The organism is Streptomyces sp. NPDC104761, from assembly GCF_055583445.1.
The window spans coordinates 174,661-191,201 of sequence record NZ_JBVJNZ010000014.1; the positions used below are offsets into that span (position 1 = coordinate 174,661).

General features: G+C 72.5%; 15 protein-coding genes. 8 read left to right on the top strand and 7 right to left on the bottom strand.

Features of this window, described 5'->3' with window-relative positions; translation table 11 throughout:
* Positions 1-78: 78 nt before the first annotated feature.
* The 3 genes from ACZ63F_RS32665 (at position 79) to ACZ63F_RS32675 (ending at position 4,332) form a co-directional block, all read left to right on the top strand.
* Positions 79-915 carry a PaaX family transcriptional regulator gene (locus ACZ63F_RS32665; protein ID WP_469716569.1) on the top strand — a complete coding sequence of 279 codons (837 nt, stop codon included), beginning with the start codon at positions 79-81 and terminating at the stop codon, positions 913-915.
* Between the two features lie 191 nt (positions 916-1,106).
* Positions 1,107-3,137 (top strand): NAD(+) synthase, encoded by a 2,031-nt coding sequence (locus tag ACZ63F_RS32670; protein WP_469716571.1) that lies wholly within the window; start codon positions 1,107-1,109, stop codon positions 3,135-3,137.
* Between the two features lie 586 nt (positions 3,138-3,723).
* Entirely contained in the window at positions 3,724-4,332 is a 609-nt protein-coding gene (locus ACZ63F_RS32675; protein ID WP_469716573.1) for a hypothetical protein, read from the top strand.
* Between the two features lie 135 nt (positions 4,333-4,467).
* Here the strand turns inward: ACZ63F_RS32675 and ACZ63F_RS32680 are convergent, their stop codons facing one another.
* Positions 4,468-5,157 carry a DUF6215 domain-containing protein gene (locus ACZ63F_RS32680; protein ID WP_469716575.1) on the bottom strand — a complete coding sequence of 230 codons (690 nt, stop codon included), beginning with the start codon at positions 5,155-5,157 and terminating at the stop codon, positions 4,468-4,470.
* 157 nt (positions 5,158-5,314) lie between these two features.
* Between ACZ63F_RS32680 and ACZ63F_RS32685 the strand changes: the two genes are divergently transcribed.
* Positions 5,315-6,025: an alpha/beta fold hydrolase gene (locus ACZ63F_RS32685; RefSeq protein ID WP_469716577.1), complete on the top strand. Its 711-nt coding sequence runs from the start codon at positions 5,315-5,317 to the stop codon at positions 6,023-6,025.
* Positions 6,026-6,184: 159 nt separating this feature from the next.
* Positions 6,185-8,056, top strand: coding sequence for a glycoside hydrolase family 5 protein (locus tag ACZ63F_RS32690; protein ID WP_469716579.1), 1,872 nt, complete (start codon positions 6,185-6,187; stop codon positions 8,054-8,056).
* Between the two features lie 13 nt (positions 8,057-8,069).
* On the opposite strand, the gene ACZ63F_RS32695 is transcribed toward ACZ63F_RS32690, so the two are convergent.
* Together ACZ63F_RS32695 and ACZ63F_RS32700 are read right to left on the bottom strand one after the other, a co-directional pair.
* Entirely contained in the window at positions 8,070-8,228 is a 159-nt protein-coding gene (locus ACZ63F_RS32695; protein WP_469716581.1) for a hypothetical protein, read from the bottom strand.
* Between the two features lie 70 nt (positions 8,229-8,298).
* Positions 8,299-8,448 (bottom strand): hypothetical protein, encoded by a 150-nt coding sequence (locus tag ACZ63F_RS32700; RefSeq protein WP_469716583.1) that lies wholly within the window; start codon positions 8,446-8,448, stop codon positions 8,299-8,301.
* A 286-nt stretch (positions 8,449-8,734) separates the two neighbouring features.
* On the opposite strand from ACZ63F_RS32700, the gene ACZ63F_RS32705 reads away from it, so the two are divergent.
* Positions 8,735-10,006 (top strand): FAD-dependent oxidoreductase, encoded by a 1,272-nt coding sequence (locus ACZ63F_RS32705; RefSeq protein ID WP_469716585.1) that lies wholly within the window; start codon positions 8,735-8,737, stop codon positions 10,004-10,006.
* Between the two features lie 75 nt (positions 10,007-10,081).
* On the opposite strand, the gene ACZ63F_RS32710 is transcribed toward ACZ63F_RS32705, so the two are convergent.
* The 3 genes from ACZ63F_RS32710 to ACZ63F_RS32720 all read right to left on the bottom strand — a co-directional run bounded on the left by ACZ63F_RS32710 (position 10,082) and on the right by ACZ63F_RS32720 (position 12,573).
* Positions 10,082-10,288, bottom strand: a complete 207-nt coding sequence (locus ACZ63F_RS32710) for a BTAD domain-containing putative transcriptional regulator (RefSeq protein WP_469716587.1) — start codon at positions 10,286-10,288, stop codon at positions 10,082-10,084.
* 513 nt (positions 10,289-10,801) lie between these two features.
* Complete coding sequence (locus ACZ63F_RS32715; protein ID WP_469716590.1) at positions 10,802-11,467, bottom strand: ScbR family autoregulator-binding transcription factor; 666 nt, start codon at positions 11,465-11,467, stop codon at positions 10,802-10,804.
* A gap of 371 nt (positions 11,468-11,838) precedes the next feature.
* Positions 11,839-12,573, bottom strand: coding sequence for an HAD family phosphatase (locus ACZ63F_RS32720; RefSeq protein ID WP_469716593.1), 735 nt, complete (start codon positions 12,571-12,573; stop codon positions 11,839-11,841).
* A gap of 399 nt (positions 12,574-12,972) precedes the next feature.
* On the opposite strand from ACZ63F_RS32720, the gene ACZ63F_RS32725 reads away from it, so the two are divergent.
* Positions 12,973-13,947 (top strand): ScbA/BarX family gamma-butyrolactone biosynthesis protein, encoded by a 975-nt coding sequence (locus tag ACZ63F_RS32725; RefSeq protein ID WP_469716595.1) that lies wholly within the window; start codon positions 12,973-12,975, stop codon positions 13,945-13,947.
* A gap of 73 nt (positions 13,948-14,020) precedes the next feature.
* On the opposite strand, the gene ACZ63F_RS32730 is transcribed toward ACZ63F_RS32725, so the two are convergent.
* Positions 14,021-14,701, bottom strand: a complete 681-nt coding sequence (locus tag ACZ63F_RS32730) for a lamin tail domain-containing protein (protein ID WP_469716597.1) — start codon at positions 14,699-14,701, stop codon at positions 14,021-14,023.
* Positions 14,702-15,196: 495 nt separating this feature from the next.
* Here ACZ63F_RS32730 and ACZ63F_RS32735 point away from each other — a divergent pair, with 495 nt between their 5' ends.
* A complete protein-coding gene (locus tag ACZ63F_RS32735) occupies positions 15,197-16,534 on the top strand; it encodes a jacalin-like lectin (protein ID WP_469716599.1) in 1,338 nt (445 codons plus the stop codon).
* Positions 16,535-16,541 lie beyond the last annotated feature (7 nt).

Below are 16,541 nucleotides of genomic sequence, written 5' to 3' on the forward strand. Positions count from 1 at the left end.
CGCCGGGCAGCGGCCGGCCGCTGCCCGGCGTGCCACCCGCACCCCGCGCGTCGGCCACCTGGCCGTAACCTTGCGCGGGTGAACGCCGAGACCACCCCGGAACCCCTGGACGCCCCGCAGCCCCGGCCGCAGTCGCTGCTGCTCGCCTTCTTCGGCAACCACGTACTGGAGCAGGGCCCGCTGGCCGTGTACTCGGGAAGCATCATCACCGTTCTGGGCCGGGCCGGCGTCGGCGAGCAGGCCGTACGCTCCACGCTCACCCGCATGGTCAACCGGAACCTGCTGCAACGCCGGCGGCAGGGCCGCAAGATGTACTTCGGCCTGACGCCCCTCGCCACGCAGATCCTCCACGACGGCCGGCGCCGCATCTGGGAGACCGGCGCCGTCAACGACGACTGGGACGGCTCCTGGACCCTGTTCGGGTTCTCGCTGCCGGAGTCCTGGCAGCGCCAGCGCCACGACCTGCGCTCCCGGCTCGGCTGGTCGGGTTTCGGGCCGCTGTACAGCGGGCTGTGGATCGCGCCGGGCCGGGTGGACGTCTCGGCCGTCGTCGGCGAACTCGGGCTCTCCGCCCACGTGAAGATCTTCCACGCGCTGGCCGACGAGGCGACCGACATCGACCTCATGATCCGCGACACCTGGGACCTGGCGTCCGTCGCGGCCCGGTACGAGGACTTCCGCGCCCGCTGGGACACATGGCGCGCCGGACCCGGCGACGACGCCGTGGCCACCCGGCTTCGGCTGGTCAGCGAGTGGCTGGGCATCATCCGCACCGATCCCCGGCTGCCGGTCCGGCACCTGCCCGCCGGCTGGCCGGCCCGGGAGGCGGAGCGGACGTTCCACCGCGTCGCGGCCGAGACCGAGGCCCCGGCCCGCCGGACGGCCGCGGCGCTGCTGGAGACCACGCCCCTGTGACCCGCCGCGCGCGGCGGACCTGCGCGCGGCCCGCACAGAATCCCTGATCAGCCCGGATCGCGCGGCGATCTATGCTGCTGGGGGCAGGAGGTTCGCCGGACCGTCGAAGGAGAGGGTGCCCGGGTACGGCGACGCTCCCTGTCCGGTGTCCGCACCGTGTCCGTCTCGCCCGCTCTCCCGAGGAAGCCCCGTTGAACTTCTGGTCGATCTATGAGCATGGTTTCGCGCGCGTCGCCTCGTGCACGGGCCACACCGTCATCGCCGACCCGCGCGCCAACGCCGAGGCGGTGCTGCGGCAGGCACGCCGCTGCGCCGAGGAGGGCGTCGCGGTGGCGGTCTTCCCGGAGCTCGGCCTGACCGGTTACTCGATCGAGGACCTGCTGCTCCAGGACGCGGTGCTCGACCAGGCCGAGGAGGCCGTCGAGACGGTGAAGGCCGGTTCCGCCGGGCTGCTGCCGGTCCTCGTCGTCGGCGCCCCGCTGCGGCACCGCAACCGGGTCTACAACTGCGCGGTGTTCGTGCACCGCGGCCGGATCCTCGGGGTCGCGCCCAAGTCGTACCCGCCGAACTACCGGGAGTTCTACGAGCGGCGCCAGATCGCCGGCGGCGACGACGAGCGGGGCGGCACCATCCGGATCGGCGGCGAGAACGTGCCGTTCGGGGTGGACCTGCTCTTCGAGGCGGAGGACGTCCCCGGGCTCGTGCTGCACGCCGAGATCTGCGAGGACATGTGGGTACCGGTACCGCCGAGCGCGGAGGCGGCACTGGCCGGCGCGACCGTGCTGCTCAACCTGTCGGGCAGCCCGATCACGGTCGGCCGGGCGGAGGACCGCAAGCTGCTGTGCCGCTCCGCGTCGCAGCGCTGTCTCGCGGCGTACGTCTACGCCGCGGCCGGGCTCGGCGAGTCGTCCACGGACCTGTCCTGGGACGGCCAGACCATGATCTACGAGAACGGCTCACTGCTGGCCGAGACGGACCGGTTCCCGCTCGACGACCAGTACGCGGTGGCCGACGTCGACCTCGACCTGCTGCGCCAGGAGCGGGCCCGGATGGGCTCGTTCGACGACAACCGCCGTACCCACGCGGCCCGCACGGGCGGCTTCCGGACCGTCGCCTTCCGGCTCGACCCGCCGACGGCCGACCTGGGGCTGCGGCGCCGCGTGGAGCGCTTCCCCTTCGTCCCGGCCGACGTGCAGCGGCTCGCCCAGGACTGCTACGAGGCGTACAACATCCAGGTCGCCGCGCTCCAGCAGCGGCTGGCGGCGATCGGCGGCCCGAAGGTGGTCGTCGGGGTGTCCGGCGGCCTCGACTCCACGCACGCGCTGATCGTCGCCGCCCGTGCCATGGACCGCGCGGGCCGGCCGCGCAGCGACATCCTCGCGTTCACCCTGCCGGGCTTCGCGACGGGCGCGCACACCAAGGGCAACGCACACCGGCTGATGAACTCGCTCGGGGTGACCGCGGCCGAGCTGGACATCACGCCGACCGCGCGGCTCATGCTGCAGGAGATGGGCCATCCGTTCGCCGCCGGCGAGCCGGTCTACGACGTGACCTTCGAGAACGTGCAGGCCGGTCTGCGCACCGACTACCTGTTCCGGCTGGCCAACCAGCGCGGTGGCATCGTGCTCGGCACCGGGGACCTGTCGGAGCTGGCGCTGGGCTGGTCGACGTACGGCGTCGGCGACCAGATGAGCCACTACAACGTCAACTCCGGGGTGCCGAAGACGCTGATCCAGCACCTGATCCGCTGGGTCATCAGCAGCGAGCAGTTCGACGCGGAGACCGGCAAGACCCTCGCGGCGATCCTCGACACCGAGATCAGTCCGGAGCTGGTGCCGGGCGAGGAACTGCAGTCCACCGAGTCGAAGATCGGCCCGTACGCGCTGCACGACTTCAGCCTCTACCAGGTGCTGCGGCACGGGTTCCGGCCGTCGAAGATCGCCTTTTTGGCCTGGCACGCCTGGCACGACCGGGAGGCGGGCGCCTGGCCGCCCGGCTTCCCCGAGGCCGAGCGCAAGGCGTACGACCTCGCGGAGATCCGGCACTGGCTCGACTACTTCTGCCGCCGCTTCTTCGCCTTCGCCCAGTTCAAGCGCTCGGCGATGCCGAACGGGCCGAAGGTCTCGGCCGGCGGCTCGCTCTCCCCGCGCGGCGACTGGCGTGCTCCGTCGGACAGTTCGGCGAAGGCCTGGCTGCACGACCTGGCCCGCGTCCCCGAGTAGCCGCCCGAACGCGGGTCCGGTCCGTCCGCCGTCGGTCGCCGGCCGTCGCTCGACGAGGCAGGCGATGGTCACGAGGTGGCTCCTCGGGGTGCCGGTCGTGGTGCGGACCGGTCCGCCGCTTTCCGGGCGGCGGACCGCCGTGGTCGTCGTGAGCTGTCGTCACGGAGCGGGCGCGGTGTCACGGCGCGGAGGCGGTTTGTGGCCGGTGCCCGTCCGCGGTAGGCTCGATCATGAGCGCGGCACCCAACTCCGGGTCGCACGCGATGCGTTGGTGGTCCAAGGAAAGACGCCCCGCTTCCTGTGGGGAGATGCAGGTGCAAGGCCTGCCCGGCGCTCCATGCGAAGAGCCCCGTCCCTGATCCGTCAGGGACGGGGCTCTTCGCGTACGGCCCGCGCCGGCTGCCGGGCACACTCTGACGGGCGAACACCCGACCGACACCCGGACGGAGCCACGTACCGGAACAAACCCCCTGGTCAGAGGCTTCGCCCGGGGACGGCCCGCGCGCGCCACGGCGGGTGACCGGTTGCGGGCCCGCACCCCGCTTTCCACGGTGGGCGAAAGACAGCAGTTCTCGAAAGGAAACCCATGCGCGCCCTTGCCTCCCGCGGCCTCCTCGTTTCCCCCCTGGTCTGTGCCGCCCTGGTCCTCGGCCCGGCGGCCGCCTCCGCTGCCGCCGCCGACGCCGGCCGAGAAGCGACGGGACCCGGTGTCGCGCAGACGGCTCTGCCGCCCGGCACCGATCTCGCCACGCTCCTCGACCGGATCGACGCGATCGACCCGACACAGTACGACCGCGCCCTGACACCCCTGCTGGACACACTGCCCGGCTTCGCCGCGGCGCAGGGCACCCGCATCGACCCGGCGCAGGCCGCCGCCTACGCGAAGGCGCTGCGCCAGTGGAGCAGCACCGTCCAGGAGCGGCTGCGCCACCTGGACGCGGGTGCCGCCGACCGTGCGCACCGCGCCGCGCCCCGCGCCGCCGACCCCGTCTCGGACCTGGTGAACGCGATCCAGGACGCCGTCAAGAAGCTGCTCACCGCACTGACCTCGCTCGACCTCGGCGGGGTGGTGAGCGCCGTCACCGGGCTGCTGGCCCCCATCCTCGCGGCGGTCACCGGCCTCCTCGGCGCCCTGCCCTCGCTGCCGTCGCTGCCCTCGGCGGGCAGCCTGGCCGCCACGACCCTCGCCCCGTGAGGAACTGACACCGCGTCGGCGCTCTCCGCGCCGCCGGGGGGGGGGGGGGGGCGGGCGGCACACCCCCCCCCCCCCCCCCCCCCCCCCCCCCCCCCCCCCCCCCCCCCCCCCCCCCCCCCCCCGCTCCCGCGACCGTCAGTGCCCGTTCCAGCCGGGGACGGTCGGCAGTACCTGCTCCGCCACCCGCACCAGTGCCGTGTCGTCCGGTGGTACGTCGTCCTGCCGCCAGAGTGCGACCTCGAACGTGCCCCGGCCGTCGTCCTTGCCGTGCTTGGAGACCAGGAGGCAGCGCGCGGTGCCGCCGGGGCCCGTGCTCGCCTTGCCGCCACCGAGGTTGAATCCGATGGAGATGGTCGGGCTGGAGTAGAGGACGGCGGGGTGGCCGAGGACCGATGTCCTGCGGGCGTCGCCCATCAGGTCGCCCGCGGTGGCGACGGTCATGTGGTCGTACGACGCCGTCAGCTTCACGGAGTACGTCGCGAGGGTCACCGTCGCCTCGGGTTCGGCGATCTTCGTGCCCCCGGCGAGCGTGAGCCACTCCCCGCTGCCGTCGGCGGTCTCGGCCTGCTCGTGCGAGGTCCCCAGCAGGGCCGGCAGGTCCGGCCGGTTGAGCGCCTTGCACAGCCGGCCGCCGGAGACGTAGCGGGCCGGCAGATGGTCGTCCGGCTTCGAGCAGGCCGCCGGTTCACCCACCGTGTCCTTCTGGTGGACGAACTCCTTCTGCGCCCACAGAGCGCCCACCACGGCCGCGAACAACGCCACCGCCGCGATCGCCTGAAGTCCCGGTCTGCCGGCCTTTTCGGGCTCGGCGAAGCTCTCGGTCATGTCCCCCACCCCCGCTGTGCGTCCCCTGTGCGCGCTGGAGCCTAACCGATGTTCACGGGCACGGCACGCGCCGCACACACCGGTCGGTGGCAGCGGATTCCTCCGGGAGTGTTTGATGGCGGGAGCACACTGCAGGCCGGAGGAAGCGGGGGACGCGGTGACCGACGGACGCGGACGGGTCGTCGAGGCGGGCGGGAGTGCGCTGGTGTTGCGTCGCAGGCCGCGGGAGCGGACCCGCGCCGCGGTGCTCGTCCTGCACGGCGGGCAGGAGAACGGCGTCCGCCCGGCGCGCTCCTGGCAGCCGGCCGCGCTGCGCATGCGCCCCTTCGTCGGCGCGGCCGCGTCGGTCTCCTCGCCCCGCGACGTGCTGATCGGCCAGGTGCGCTACCGCTACCAGGGCTGGAACGACGCCGCCGACCCGCTCCAGGACACCCTGCGCGCGCTCGACGAACTGCGCGGCCTGGCCGGCGACGCGTCCGTGGTGCTGGTCGGCCACTCGATGGGCGGCCGGGCGGCGCTGCGCGCGGCGGCCGATCCCTCGGTGCGCGGGGTGCTCGCGCTGGCCCCCTGGTGCCCGCCCGGCGACCCCGTGGACGATCTCGCCGGGACGAGGATCGTCGTCCTGCACGGGGACCGGGACGGGACCACCGCTCCCGCCGACTCGGCCGCGTACGTACGGCAGGCCCGCAGCGCCGGTGCGCAGGCCGGGATGGTGCTGCTCAGGGGCGGGGACCACGCGATGCTCCGCCGCAGCCGTGACTGGCACCGGGCCTCGGCGGCCGCCATCAGGCGGTTGCTGCGCCCCGAACGCGACCTCGAGGGATGGACGGCCGAGGCCTGCGCGTCGGACGAGCCCCTTCTGCGCTGATCCGCGCCCTGGTAGGGTGCCTCGCCCCCATGGGGCGTCCGGCCGTACCGGACGTCCATCACCCGCACCGGACACCCACCCCGCACGGGACATCCATCCAGAGGACTGCTGCCGATGCCGATCGCACGATCGTTCCGGATTGTCACGTACCTGACAGTCATGTTCCTGGTTCTCACCCTGTTCGGCACCGCCCCCGTCACCGCCGCTCCGCAGTCCACGCGGTCCGCGCAGTCCGCCGCGCAGGCCACCGGCGCCTGGCAGCCCCCGCTGTCCACCCGGGGCCGGTACATCGTCGACGCCGCGGGCAACCGCTTCCGCCTCGAGGCCGCCAACTGGGACGGTGCACAGGGCTCCTGGACCGGCAGCGGCAGCACCGACGATCCCGCGAACCACCACGCCGGCCAGGACTCCCACGGCATCCCCCTCGGCCTGGACCGCGCGCCCCTGTCCCAGCTCCTCTCGGACTTCCAGGCACTCGGCATCAACAGCATCCGGCTGCCCTTCTCGAACGAGATGATCCACAGCACGGCCCCGGTGCCGGACGCTGCGGTCACCGCCAACCCGCAGCTGCGCGGCAGGACCCCGCTGGAGGTCTACGACGCCGTCGTGAGCGCCCTCACCGGCGCGGGCTTCGCCGTCATCCTCAACAACCACACCAACACCTCGCGCTGGTGCTGCGGCGTCGACGGCAACGAGCGCTGGAACAGCAGCCAGTCGACCCAGCAGTGGGCCGACGACTGGGTCTTCATGGCCCGCCGCTACGCCGCCAACTCCCGCGTCGTGGGCGCCGACCTCTACAACGAGGTACGCCGTGACGTCCTCGACGACCCCAACTGGGGCCTGGGCGACGGCCACGACTGGTACGCCGCGGCCCAGCTCGCCGGCGACCGCATCCTCACCGAGGCGAACCCGAACCTCCTGATCGTCGTCGAGGGCATCAACTGGACCGGCCTGCCCGTCGACGGCCTCCCCCACGGCCGCCCGATGCTCACCCCCGTCCGCACCCTCTCCAACACCCTCGTCGACGCCCACAAACTGGTCTACTCGGCCCACTTCTACGGCTACACCGGCCCCCACCACAGCGGCGCCACCGGCATCGGCGAGACCAGCGACCCCCGCTACCAGGATCTGACCCGCGACGAGCTCTACCAGGCCCTCGCCGACGAGGCCTTCTTCGTCACCACGGAGGGCAGGCACTACACCGCGCCGGTCTGGATCAGCGAGTTCGGCATCGGCGCGAACGAGACGAGCACGGCCGCCCGCACCTGGTTCGGCGACATCACCGACTACTTCGCCGGCCACGACGCCGACTTCGCCTACTGGCCGCTGGTCGGCTGGGCGGGCCACGACGACTGGGCGCTGCTGGACTACGACACCTCCGGGCACCGCTCCGGCATCCTCGACGGCGGCGACTGGCGGGCCACCGCCTGGGACCACCTCATGAACTCCGCGAGCCGCACCGGGTACGTCGAGCCGGGGCCGACCTGGCGCATGCTGTCCACGGACCACGGCGACCAGGTCGAGTCCCTGCGCGTCCGGGCGGGCGGCGACTGGGACTCGGGGGCCTACAAGGCGGTCTGCCCCGACGGGCTGCGGCTGATCGGTCTCGCGCACTCCGGCGGACGGGGCCTGTGCACCGACGCGGCCGCCGGCGACCTGCGCGCCGCGGGCAACGCCCAGACGGTGGTCACCGACGAGCGGTACGTCCCGGCGGGCGGCGACTGGGCGTCCGGGTACACCAAACTGCAGTGCCCGGCAGGCCAGTTCGTGATCGGCTACAGTCGGCGCGGTGAGCGCGTCTCGGCGGCCCTGTGCGCCCCCGCGCGCGCCACGCCGAACGCCGCCGGCCGGACGGTGTGGTTCGACCGCTCCGACAACCGCCCCGCCGACGGCGCGGGCGACGACTTCGCGTACGGCGCCTACAAGGGTCAGTGCGCCGCCGGCGAGTTCATCGCGGGCGTCGCCTTCACCACCCGGGTGGGCAGCGCGCAGGGGCCCGCCGCCGTGCTGTGTGTCCCCCTGCCGTCCTGACCGGGCCCGTCGGTCACCGGGCCGCCGCGCCGGTCACCACCTCGGACAGGGCCCGGACACTCACCGCGTCCTGGCTCAGGTGGGCGGCGCCGGTCAGCGGGCGGCCGCCGACCACCACGAACCGGGCCTTCGGCGCAGGCCGCTTGACCCGACGGCTCGAACGGGCACGCAATCAGGCGGAAGCTCATCCCGGAGGACTTCACAAAGACACCACCCGGTCGGTTACTTGACCGTCACTCGGCTCAGGTGCCCTGCCCGCCGGTGCCCGCGGGGACGGTGGGGAGCACGATGCCGAGCGCCAGGACCGCGGGGCGATCGTACAGGGGCGGCCGGCGGGAACCGGTGGCCGCGGTCTCCGGGCGGCGCGCGAACCCGGTGGGCGCAGTCGGCACGCGCCGCCTCTCGGCGCTCTGGGCACACCCGGCGCGCCGATCGATCTTGTCGCTCCGGTGATCACCCGCAGCCGCCCACGGCACGTCGATGACATGACCAGTGTCACTTGTCGTATGGTTCGACCAAGTTTTGGCCAACGTGCGTCGTTATCGTTTCCAGCCGCCCTGCCGTGGGACAGACTCACCCGCGGAGGGGGGACGAGCACGGCCGTTTCACGCCGGACGTGCCATCCCGCAGTGTCGCGTCGCCCAGGGGAAGGCGGCGAGCGGACCAGCGGAGGAATGCATGACGCAGTCGCTTCCGGGGCAGCGCCCTGCCCAGGAGCAGGCTTTCACGGGGCACGGGCGGCCACCCGTCGTCGTGATCGGCGCCGGGCCCTACGGGCTTTCGGTGGCCGCCCACCTGCGGGCGGCGGGGGCGCCGGTGCGCGTCTTCGGTGACGTGATGGGCAGTTGGCGGCACGCCATGGCCACCGGGATGTACCTGAAATCGACGCCGGACGCGACCGATCTGTCGGCGCCGGAGCCCGGCGGCACGCTGGCGGACTTCCGGCGCGCGCACAGCGAGCCGGAACTGACCGAGCTGACACCGATCCCGTGCGACGTCTTCGTCCGGTACGGGCAGTGGTTCCAGAAGCGGTACGTCGGTGAGGTCGAGCCGGCCCGGGTGACGGCCGTCGAGCGGGCGGTGTCCGGGCCCGGCTTCTCCGTCCGGCTGGACGACGGGACGGAGATGGCGGCCTCGGCCGTCGTGGTGGCGACCGGGCTGAACGGTCTCGCCCATGTCCCGGACGAGTTGCGGCGGCTCGCGCCCGAGGGGCCGGGCCCGCAGGCGCCGGTGTCGCACACCAGCCACCACACGGACCTGTCCAGGTACGCGGGACGCCGGGTGGCCGTCATCGGCGGCGGTCAGTCCGCGTTGGAGAGCGCCGCACTGCTGCACGAGGCGGGCGCCGAGGCGCAAATCCTGGTGCGTGAGCGGACGGTGCGGTGGGGCATGACGCCGGAGCTGTCGCGGCCCTGGACGCAGCGGGTGGCCAAACCGGCCTCGCCGCTCGGCACGGGCTGGATCCTGGCCGGGGTCTGCGCATCGCCGGGCTCTGTGCGTCGGCTGCCCGCGGCGGCCCGGCTGCTGCTGTTCCGGCGGGCGCTCGGTCCGTCGGGCGGCTGGTGGCTGCGGGACCGGGTGGAAGGCGTCGTACCGGTGCGCACCTCGCGCCGGGTCACCGGCGCCGTGGTCCAGGGACCGGAGGTGCGCCTGGACGTCGCCGGTCCCGGGGGAGAGCGGGAGTCGCTCGCGGTCGACCACGTGCTGGCGGCCACCGGTTACCGGCTGGACCTGGACGCGCTGCCGTTCCTGTCGCCGGCGGTGCGGGACGCCGTGGCGTGCGTGCCGGGTTCGAAGGCGCCCGCGCTGCGGGGGACGTTCGAGTCGTCGGTGCCCGGCCTGTACTTCACCGGTTCGCTCGCGGCGCCGGTGTTCGGGCCGATGATGCGCTTCGTGGCGGGCACGGAGTTCGCCGCCGTACGCATCGCCCGGCACGTCGCGGCCTCCTGAGAAACCCGCCCGCCGACCCTGGCACCCCCATCGGCCGGTCCGGGGCGAGCCCATCGGCCGCTCCGGGCGGGCCCCTCAGCCGCTCCGGGCGAGCGGGTCCGCCGTACCGGGTGCCTGGGTGTCGTCGGCGGGAGCCGACGGTACCGAGTGCCCTGTCCGGCCCAGGGCGGCCGAGGGTTCCAGGCCCTGGTCGCGCACCAGGGTGGTGCGCAGTCGCCGGTGGGCGTCCAACGCGTCGGTGCGCCGGCCCGAGCGGGGCAGGGCGAGGCCGGGCCGCCACACGCTCGACCCCCGCTCCCTGGTCCGGTATCCGGTGTCGGCGATCCGCTCGAACTCCCGGACGTCGTGGGCGCCTTCTTCGCTGTCGAGCAGACAGCCGCCGGGTACGGTGCGCAGGACCCGTTTGGCGGTGTGCGCGCCCGTGTCCTCGGCGCCCCGGTCTGCAGAGCTCCTCGGTCAGCGTGCCGACGGTCACCGCTTGGCCGGCGTGGGGCGCGAGCACGGCGAGGACCTGGCGGGCCTTGGGCTAGGTCGGCGCGATGCGGTCAAAAACCGCACGGACGGTTTGTCAACCTGCCCTGCGGCCGGATGACGCGCTCCCGGCCCGGGGCCGGGAGATGGCCGGCGCACTGTCATGCGAAGGACCCCAGCGAGCAGCACGATGGGGAGGTTTGCCGGTATCCGCCGGCCGGGTCCGACAGCCGCCTCCGTACCGGCCGGCCCGCCGCCAAGGCGCCGACGCCGGTTGACCTCATGCACTCAGCAAACCAGGCAGACGGTTTGGTACCAGTCTGCTCAGGCCTCGGTGGGCACGGGCGATTCCAGCCGGCGGCGCTCGACTTCCTCGACGACCCGGGCCCCCCGGTCGGGCGCGGTGTCCAGCCGGATCAGAGCGGCTGGAGTGGCTATGGCCGGCAGTACGTGGTTGTAGAGGACGGAGATCCGGTCGTTGAGATCGGTCCAGTCGGAGACCACCTCCGACATGAACTGGGTCCCGATCCAGGCCCCGAGGAAGCACTCCGCGGTCTCGCGCGGTGTGACGTGCGGCAGCACCTCGCCGCGCTCCTTGGCCTCCACCAGCTTGTCCGTCACCAGCTCGGTCCAGGCGGGCCACGCGCTGCCGAACAGGGAGCGCCCCTGGATGTCGGCGGAGAGCCTTATACCGGCGAGGAGAATGACCTCTTTGGGGATGCGGTGGGCCAGCGTCATGCCGATGTCCACCCACTCCTGGAGCTTCAGCTCGCGCGGCACCCAGTAGTCGTCGCTGATCTGGGCGTTGATCACACCCCGCGCGAGGGCTTCCTTCGAGTCGAAGTGGAAGTAGAGGGCGCCCTTGGTGACTCCGGCCCGTTCGAGGATCTCGGCGATCGTCGCCGCCGTGTACCCGCGTTCGGCGAAGACCGCGGCGGCGGCCTCGACAACAGCGCGGCGGGTCCGAATCGCACGCTCCTGACGCGCCATGGGGACCCCTCCTCGGTCAAAACAAAACCGGACGTGACGTACCTTACCCCAATCGGGGACGGGCACTTCGGCCGCACGGGGCAGGCTCCCGGTCGGTGCCGCCGCCGTCCGCCGCCGCCCCACCCCGACCGCGGGCCGGAGCCGGTGCGCCGGCGCGGGAGACCCTTCCGGGCAGTTCACCAGGCGGTGCGCCCCGCCGTCCACGGTAGATGCGGCACCCGTGACGAAGCTCGCCCGGTCGCCCCCACGGCCGGGCGGCGGCCTTCCCGGCCTCCTCCGGACCGCGGCGGCACGGGACAGCGGAGTGTACTCGACGACGGCCGCAGAGAGACGGTCGTACGGTTCGACGGTGAACCCGGCAGGCCGCCGGGTCACCCGCCCCGCGTCGGAGAGGGATCGGCGAGGGAGTCCACGTCCTGCCAGACGGTGCCGAGGGCGGCCTCGCGGTCGAGGGTGCGCAGGCGTTCCTCGTCGATCTCGCCGAGGTGGCCGACCAGGTGCCGGACGCCGATCTCGCGCATCAGCTCGCGCTGGAAGCCGTGTTCGAAGGTGCTGGGGCGGCCGACGAAGGGCACGCCCAGTTCCTTGGCGTGGCCGGCGAAGCGGGCGACGTCGTCGATGAAGAGGACCTGGTGGTAGCCGAGGCCGAAGCGGTCCCGGACGATCTCCCGGATGCCGGGGCGGAAGTCGTCGGTGCAGATGTAGTGGGGCGCGGTGAACAGGTGCTCCCAGGCGCCCAGATGACGACGGAAATGGGTCTCGTCGAGGCCGCCGTAGCAGATGACGTCCAGGCCCAGGCCGCGCAGCCGGTGCAGGAGTTCCTCGGCACCGTCGAGAGTGTGGACGGGGTGGTCTCGCAGGTGGTGCTCGCGTTCGGCGAAGTAGTCGGCGATGGCCTCCTGCTCGCTCACCCCGGCACCGGTCTCCTCCAGCAGCACCTTCGCGGCCGCGAGCCGGGACTGCGAGAAGAGCCGCTGCTCCAGCTGCCGGGTGTACACGCCGCCGTACTTGAGGACGAGCCGGTGCAGGACGGGACTGAAGCTGTCGTTGAGCAGGACGCCGTCGATGTTGACGGCGGCGAGGCGCAGGGTGCGCAGTGGTTCCATCGGGGTCTCTCCCTCTCGCGGGCCGTTCGTCCATCATGCAGGGGCCGTCGGGCGGGGGGTGAAGCCCAGGTGTCACGGCGGCCGGGCCAACTCCCTGGAATCTGGCCGAAAGAAACCGTCGGCCGGGTTTTCTCGAGAGCGGTGCACACTTTCCTGTCATCGCCGACGAGCCGCCGACATCTGCCAGTCAGTCCGCTTTTCGCCGTGCCCGTTGGCATGGTTGAGGGCAAAAATACTTGGCCAACCCACCACTGAGCGGAGTCATGCATGGATCGAGTCGAACCACACTTGGTGAATCCTTTACCTAGTGGCCGACCCGAGAAAACCGGTAGGTCCGTATCTTATAGGCGTCGAACAGGGATTCAAGCCAACGAAGAGCACTCCGACGGGGGGTCATCCGTGAGTCTTTCCGCCGGCGAGATCGACGTCGGTCTGCCCGAACTGCCCCGGCTGACCACCACGGTCCCCAAGGAGTACGTCCACCGCGCCTCCCTCGCCGAGGTGTTCCTCACCGGCTGTACCGCCCAGGACGACGGACGGCGGTTCTCCCTCACCGGACAGTGGCCGCGCGCCCACACGTTCTTCAACAGCGCCGACGGTTCCCACCATGACCCGCTCCAGGCCGCAGAGACGTTTCGGCAGGCCGGCATGTTCGTGACGCACGCGGAACACGGTGTGCCGCTCGGCCACCACTTCGTACTGTGGTCCCTCAGTTGCCACACCGATCCGGAGCGGCTGCGGATAGCCTCCCGCCCCACCGACTTCCGGCTCGACGTGACCTGCCCGGACTCCGCACCGCGCGGCCGGGCCTCCGCGCGCCGGATGGGCATCGGGTTCACCCTGCGCCGGGACGGCGTCCCCGTCGCCCACGGGGAGGGGCGGTACTCCGTGGTCACGCCGCCCGTGTACGCCAGGTTGCGCGCCGACCGGCCCGCCGGACAGCCGGCTTCGGCCGGCCCGGCCGTCGCGGCCGGTCCGGCCGTCGCGGCCGGTCCGATGCCACCGGCGTCCGTGGGCCGTACCTCCCCCGCCGACGTGGTGCTGACGGCCACGGACATGCCGGACCGCTGGCTCCTCACCCCGGACCTGGACCACCCGATCCTGTTCGACCACGGCGGCGACCACCTGCCCGGCATGGTCCTGATGGAGGGCGCCCGGCAGGCCGCCTGCGCCCGGCTGGCGCCCCGCGCGCTGATCCCGGCGAGCACGTCCTCGTCGTTCCACCGCTACGTCGAACTCGACAGCCCCTGCTGGATCGACGTCACGGAGGTGACGGCCGGGGACGACGGCACGGCGACCGTCGACGTCGTCGGCGTGCAGGACGGCGAGGTGGTCTTCACGTCCACGGTGAGCGGGCCGGTCGTCCTGGCCTGATACGGGGCGTCGGCGTGACACACGTCCGCCGCCTGGCCCCTGCGCTGGGGCCAGGCGGCGGACGTCTCACTGGTCAGCGACGGTGGCTGAAGGCGTGCCGGTCCTCCACAGCCGGGCGGTCGATGCCATGCCGCTCCTCCATCGGACGGTGGGCGACACCCTGCCGGTCCTCCATCGGGCGGTGGGCGAAGCCGTGCCGCTCCTCCATCGGACGGTGGGCGAAACCGTGCCCCTCCTCCATCGGACGGTGGGCGACCGCGTGCCGCCCGTCCGCGGCATGGCGGTGATGCGGGCCCCAGGAGGCGGAGTCGACGTAACGCCCGCGGTCGTTGCGCAGCGTGGCGGTGTCGGCGTCACGGTTCCACACGGAGGACCGGCGGTCCTGGTACAGGTCCGTCCGGGAGTCCCGGCCCTCGCCGGTGTGGACGCGGACCGTGGCACCGCCCGCCAGCCGGAAGTGGCGGAAGGTGTAGGTGTTGCCCGCGGCGTCCGACAGCGACCAGCCGCTGAGGTCGGCCTCCCGGCGCGCGGTGTTCGTGACGTCCACCCACTCCCGGTTCAGCGCGCGGCCGGAGAAGACCGCGCGGCCCTGCAGGTCGTGCTGTACGGCACTGATGACGACCGCGTCGCGGTGCGGCATCGCGGGCCGGGCGGTGGCCGCCGCGGCCGGCAGGGCCGTGACGCCCACCAGGGCGGCCGCGACGGCGGCGGCGGAACCGAGACGGCGGGCGGTCGCGGAGACGGAAACGGACACGTGGTCCCCCTTCGCGGGGTTCGAGCACACCCCGGCCGCGCGCGGCACGAAGCCGCAGGCCGCGAGGGGTGTGTGGAGCGGGACGGCGACCGGTCGGCCGCGCAGCCACACCCTGCGCCCCGGCCGGGCGCGAACCGGGCGCCACACGGCGCCTATTACGGATCCTTCGCTTTCCCATGACTCTCGGATGTAACGTCCATTTATTAGTTGAATGGGCGGATTTGACACTACTTCACCCCCTTCTGCCCCGCGGGCAACGGCCTCGACCACCCCCGGTCCGGCCGGTGCACAGGTCCGGGTCACCCGAAAGTGAGTAACAGTCAGCGCCCGATCGGCCGCACGGCGACAAGCCGATCTTTCGCGCGTCACGAGGAGTTTCCAAACTGGTTAGTAACAAGGGGGGTTCGGGAGAAAGCGTTTACCGCTACCTTGTGCCGTGCCTCATTGGCATGCCCACAACCCTCAGCGCACACCCTCCCCGTAGGAGACACCCCCATGCGCAGACTCGTTGCCTGTCTGGCGGCCGCCGTCGCCGCTCTCGGCGGGCTCACGGCGACGGCCACCCCGGCCGCGGCGGCCGGCTCGGGCACGTTCAGCGTGCTCACGTACAACGTCGCCGGGCTTCCGGAAGGCCTGTCGAGCGCACCCACCCCGCGCGACACCAGCACCACGGAGATAGGCAAGCGCATCGCGCCCTACGACATCGTCAACGTCCAGGAGGACTTCAACTACCACGCGTACCTGTACGCCACCGACACCCACCCCTACCGCACCGCGACCAGCGGCGGCGCGGGCATCGGCAGCGGGCTCAACACCGTTTCCGACTACGCCTGGGACGGGGACGACTTCGAGCGCGTCGGCTGGAACTCCTGCCAGATCGACTCCGGCGACTGCCTCACACCCAAGGGCTTCACCTTCATGCGGGAGCGGCTCGCCGAAGGCGTCTACGTCGACTTCTACAACCTGCACACCAACGCGGGCACGAACGACGGCGACGAGGCGTCCCGGGCGGACAACCTCAGCCAGCTGACGTCCTTCATCAGCACCCACTCGGCCGGCAACGCCGTCGTGGTGATGGGTGACACCAACACCCGCTACACCCGCACCGCCGACACCATCGCCGAGTTCGCCTCGGCCAACGGGCTCACCGACGCCTGGGTGCAGCTGATCCGCGGCGGCAGCGCGCCGGCCAAGGGCAGCGACGCGCTGGTCTGCGACCAGTCCGGGGCGACCGTGCCCAACACCTGCGAGGTCGTCGACAAGGTCCTGTACCGCAGCAGCAAGCTGGTGAACCTGAACGCGACCTCGTACAACAACGAGCACGCCAAGTTCCTGACGAGCGACGGCCTGATGCTCTCCGACCACGACCCGATCACGGTCGGCTTCTCCTGGTCCGAGAACGCGAACTTCCAGCTGAGCGACCAGTTCGGCGGTCCGCACGGCGACTACTACCAGGACATCGACAAGGTGGCCGCGGGCGCCCGCGCCACCAGCCTCTCGCTGCGCTCCGGCTCCCGCGTCGACCAGGTCGGCATCACCCTGGCCGACGGCACGACGCTGACCCACGGTGGCACCGGTGGCACGGCGTCCTCACTGACGCTGGGCAGCAGCGAGTACGTGACGACGGCGTACCTGTGCGAGGGCAAGTACAACAACACCACCCGCATCTTCTACGCGAAGTTCACCACCAACCTGGGCCGAACCCTCGCCGGTGGTACGACGACCTCGGACTGCGTGACCCGCACCGCCCCGTCGGGCTGGCAGATCGCCGGCTTCCACGGCCGCTCCGGCGACGAGCTGGACAAGGCCGGCTTCATCTACACGAAGCGCTGACCGCGCC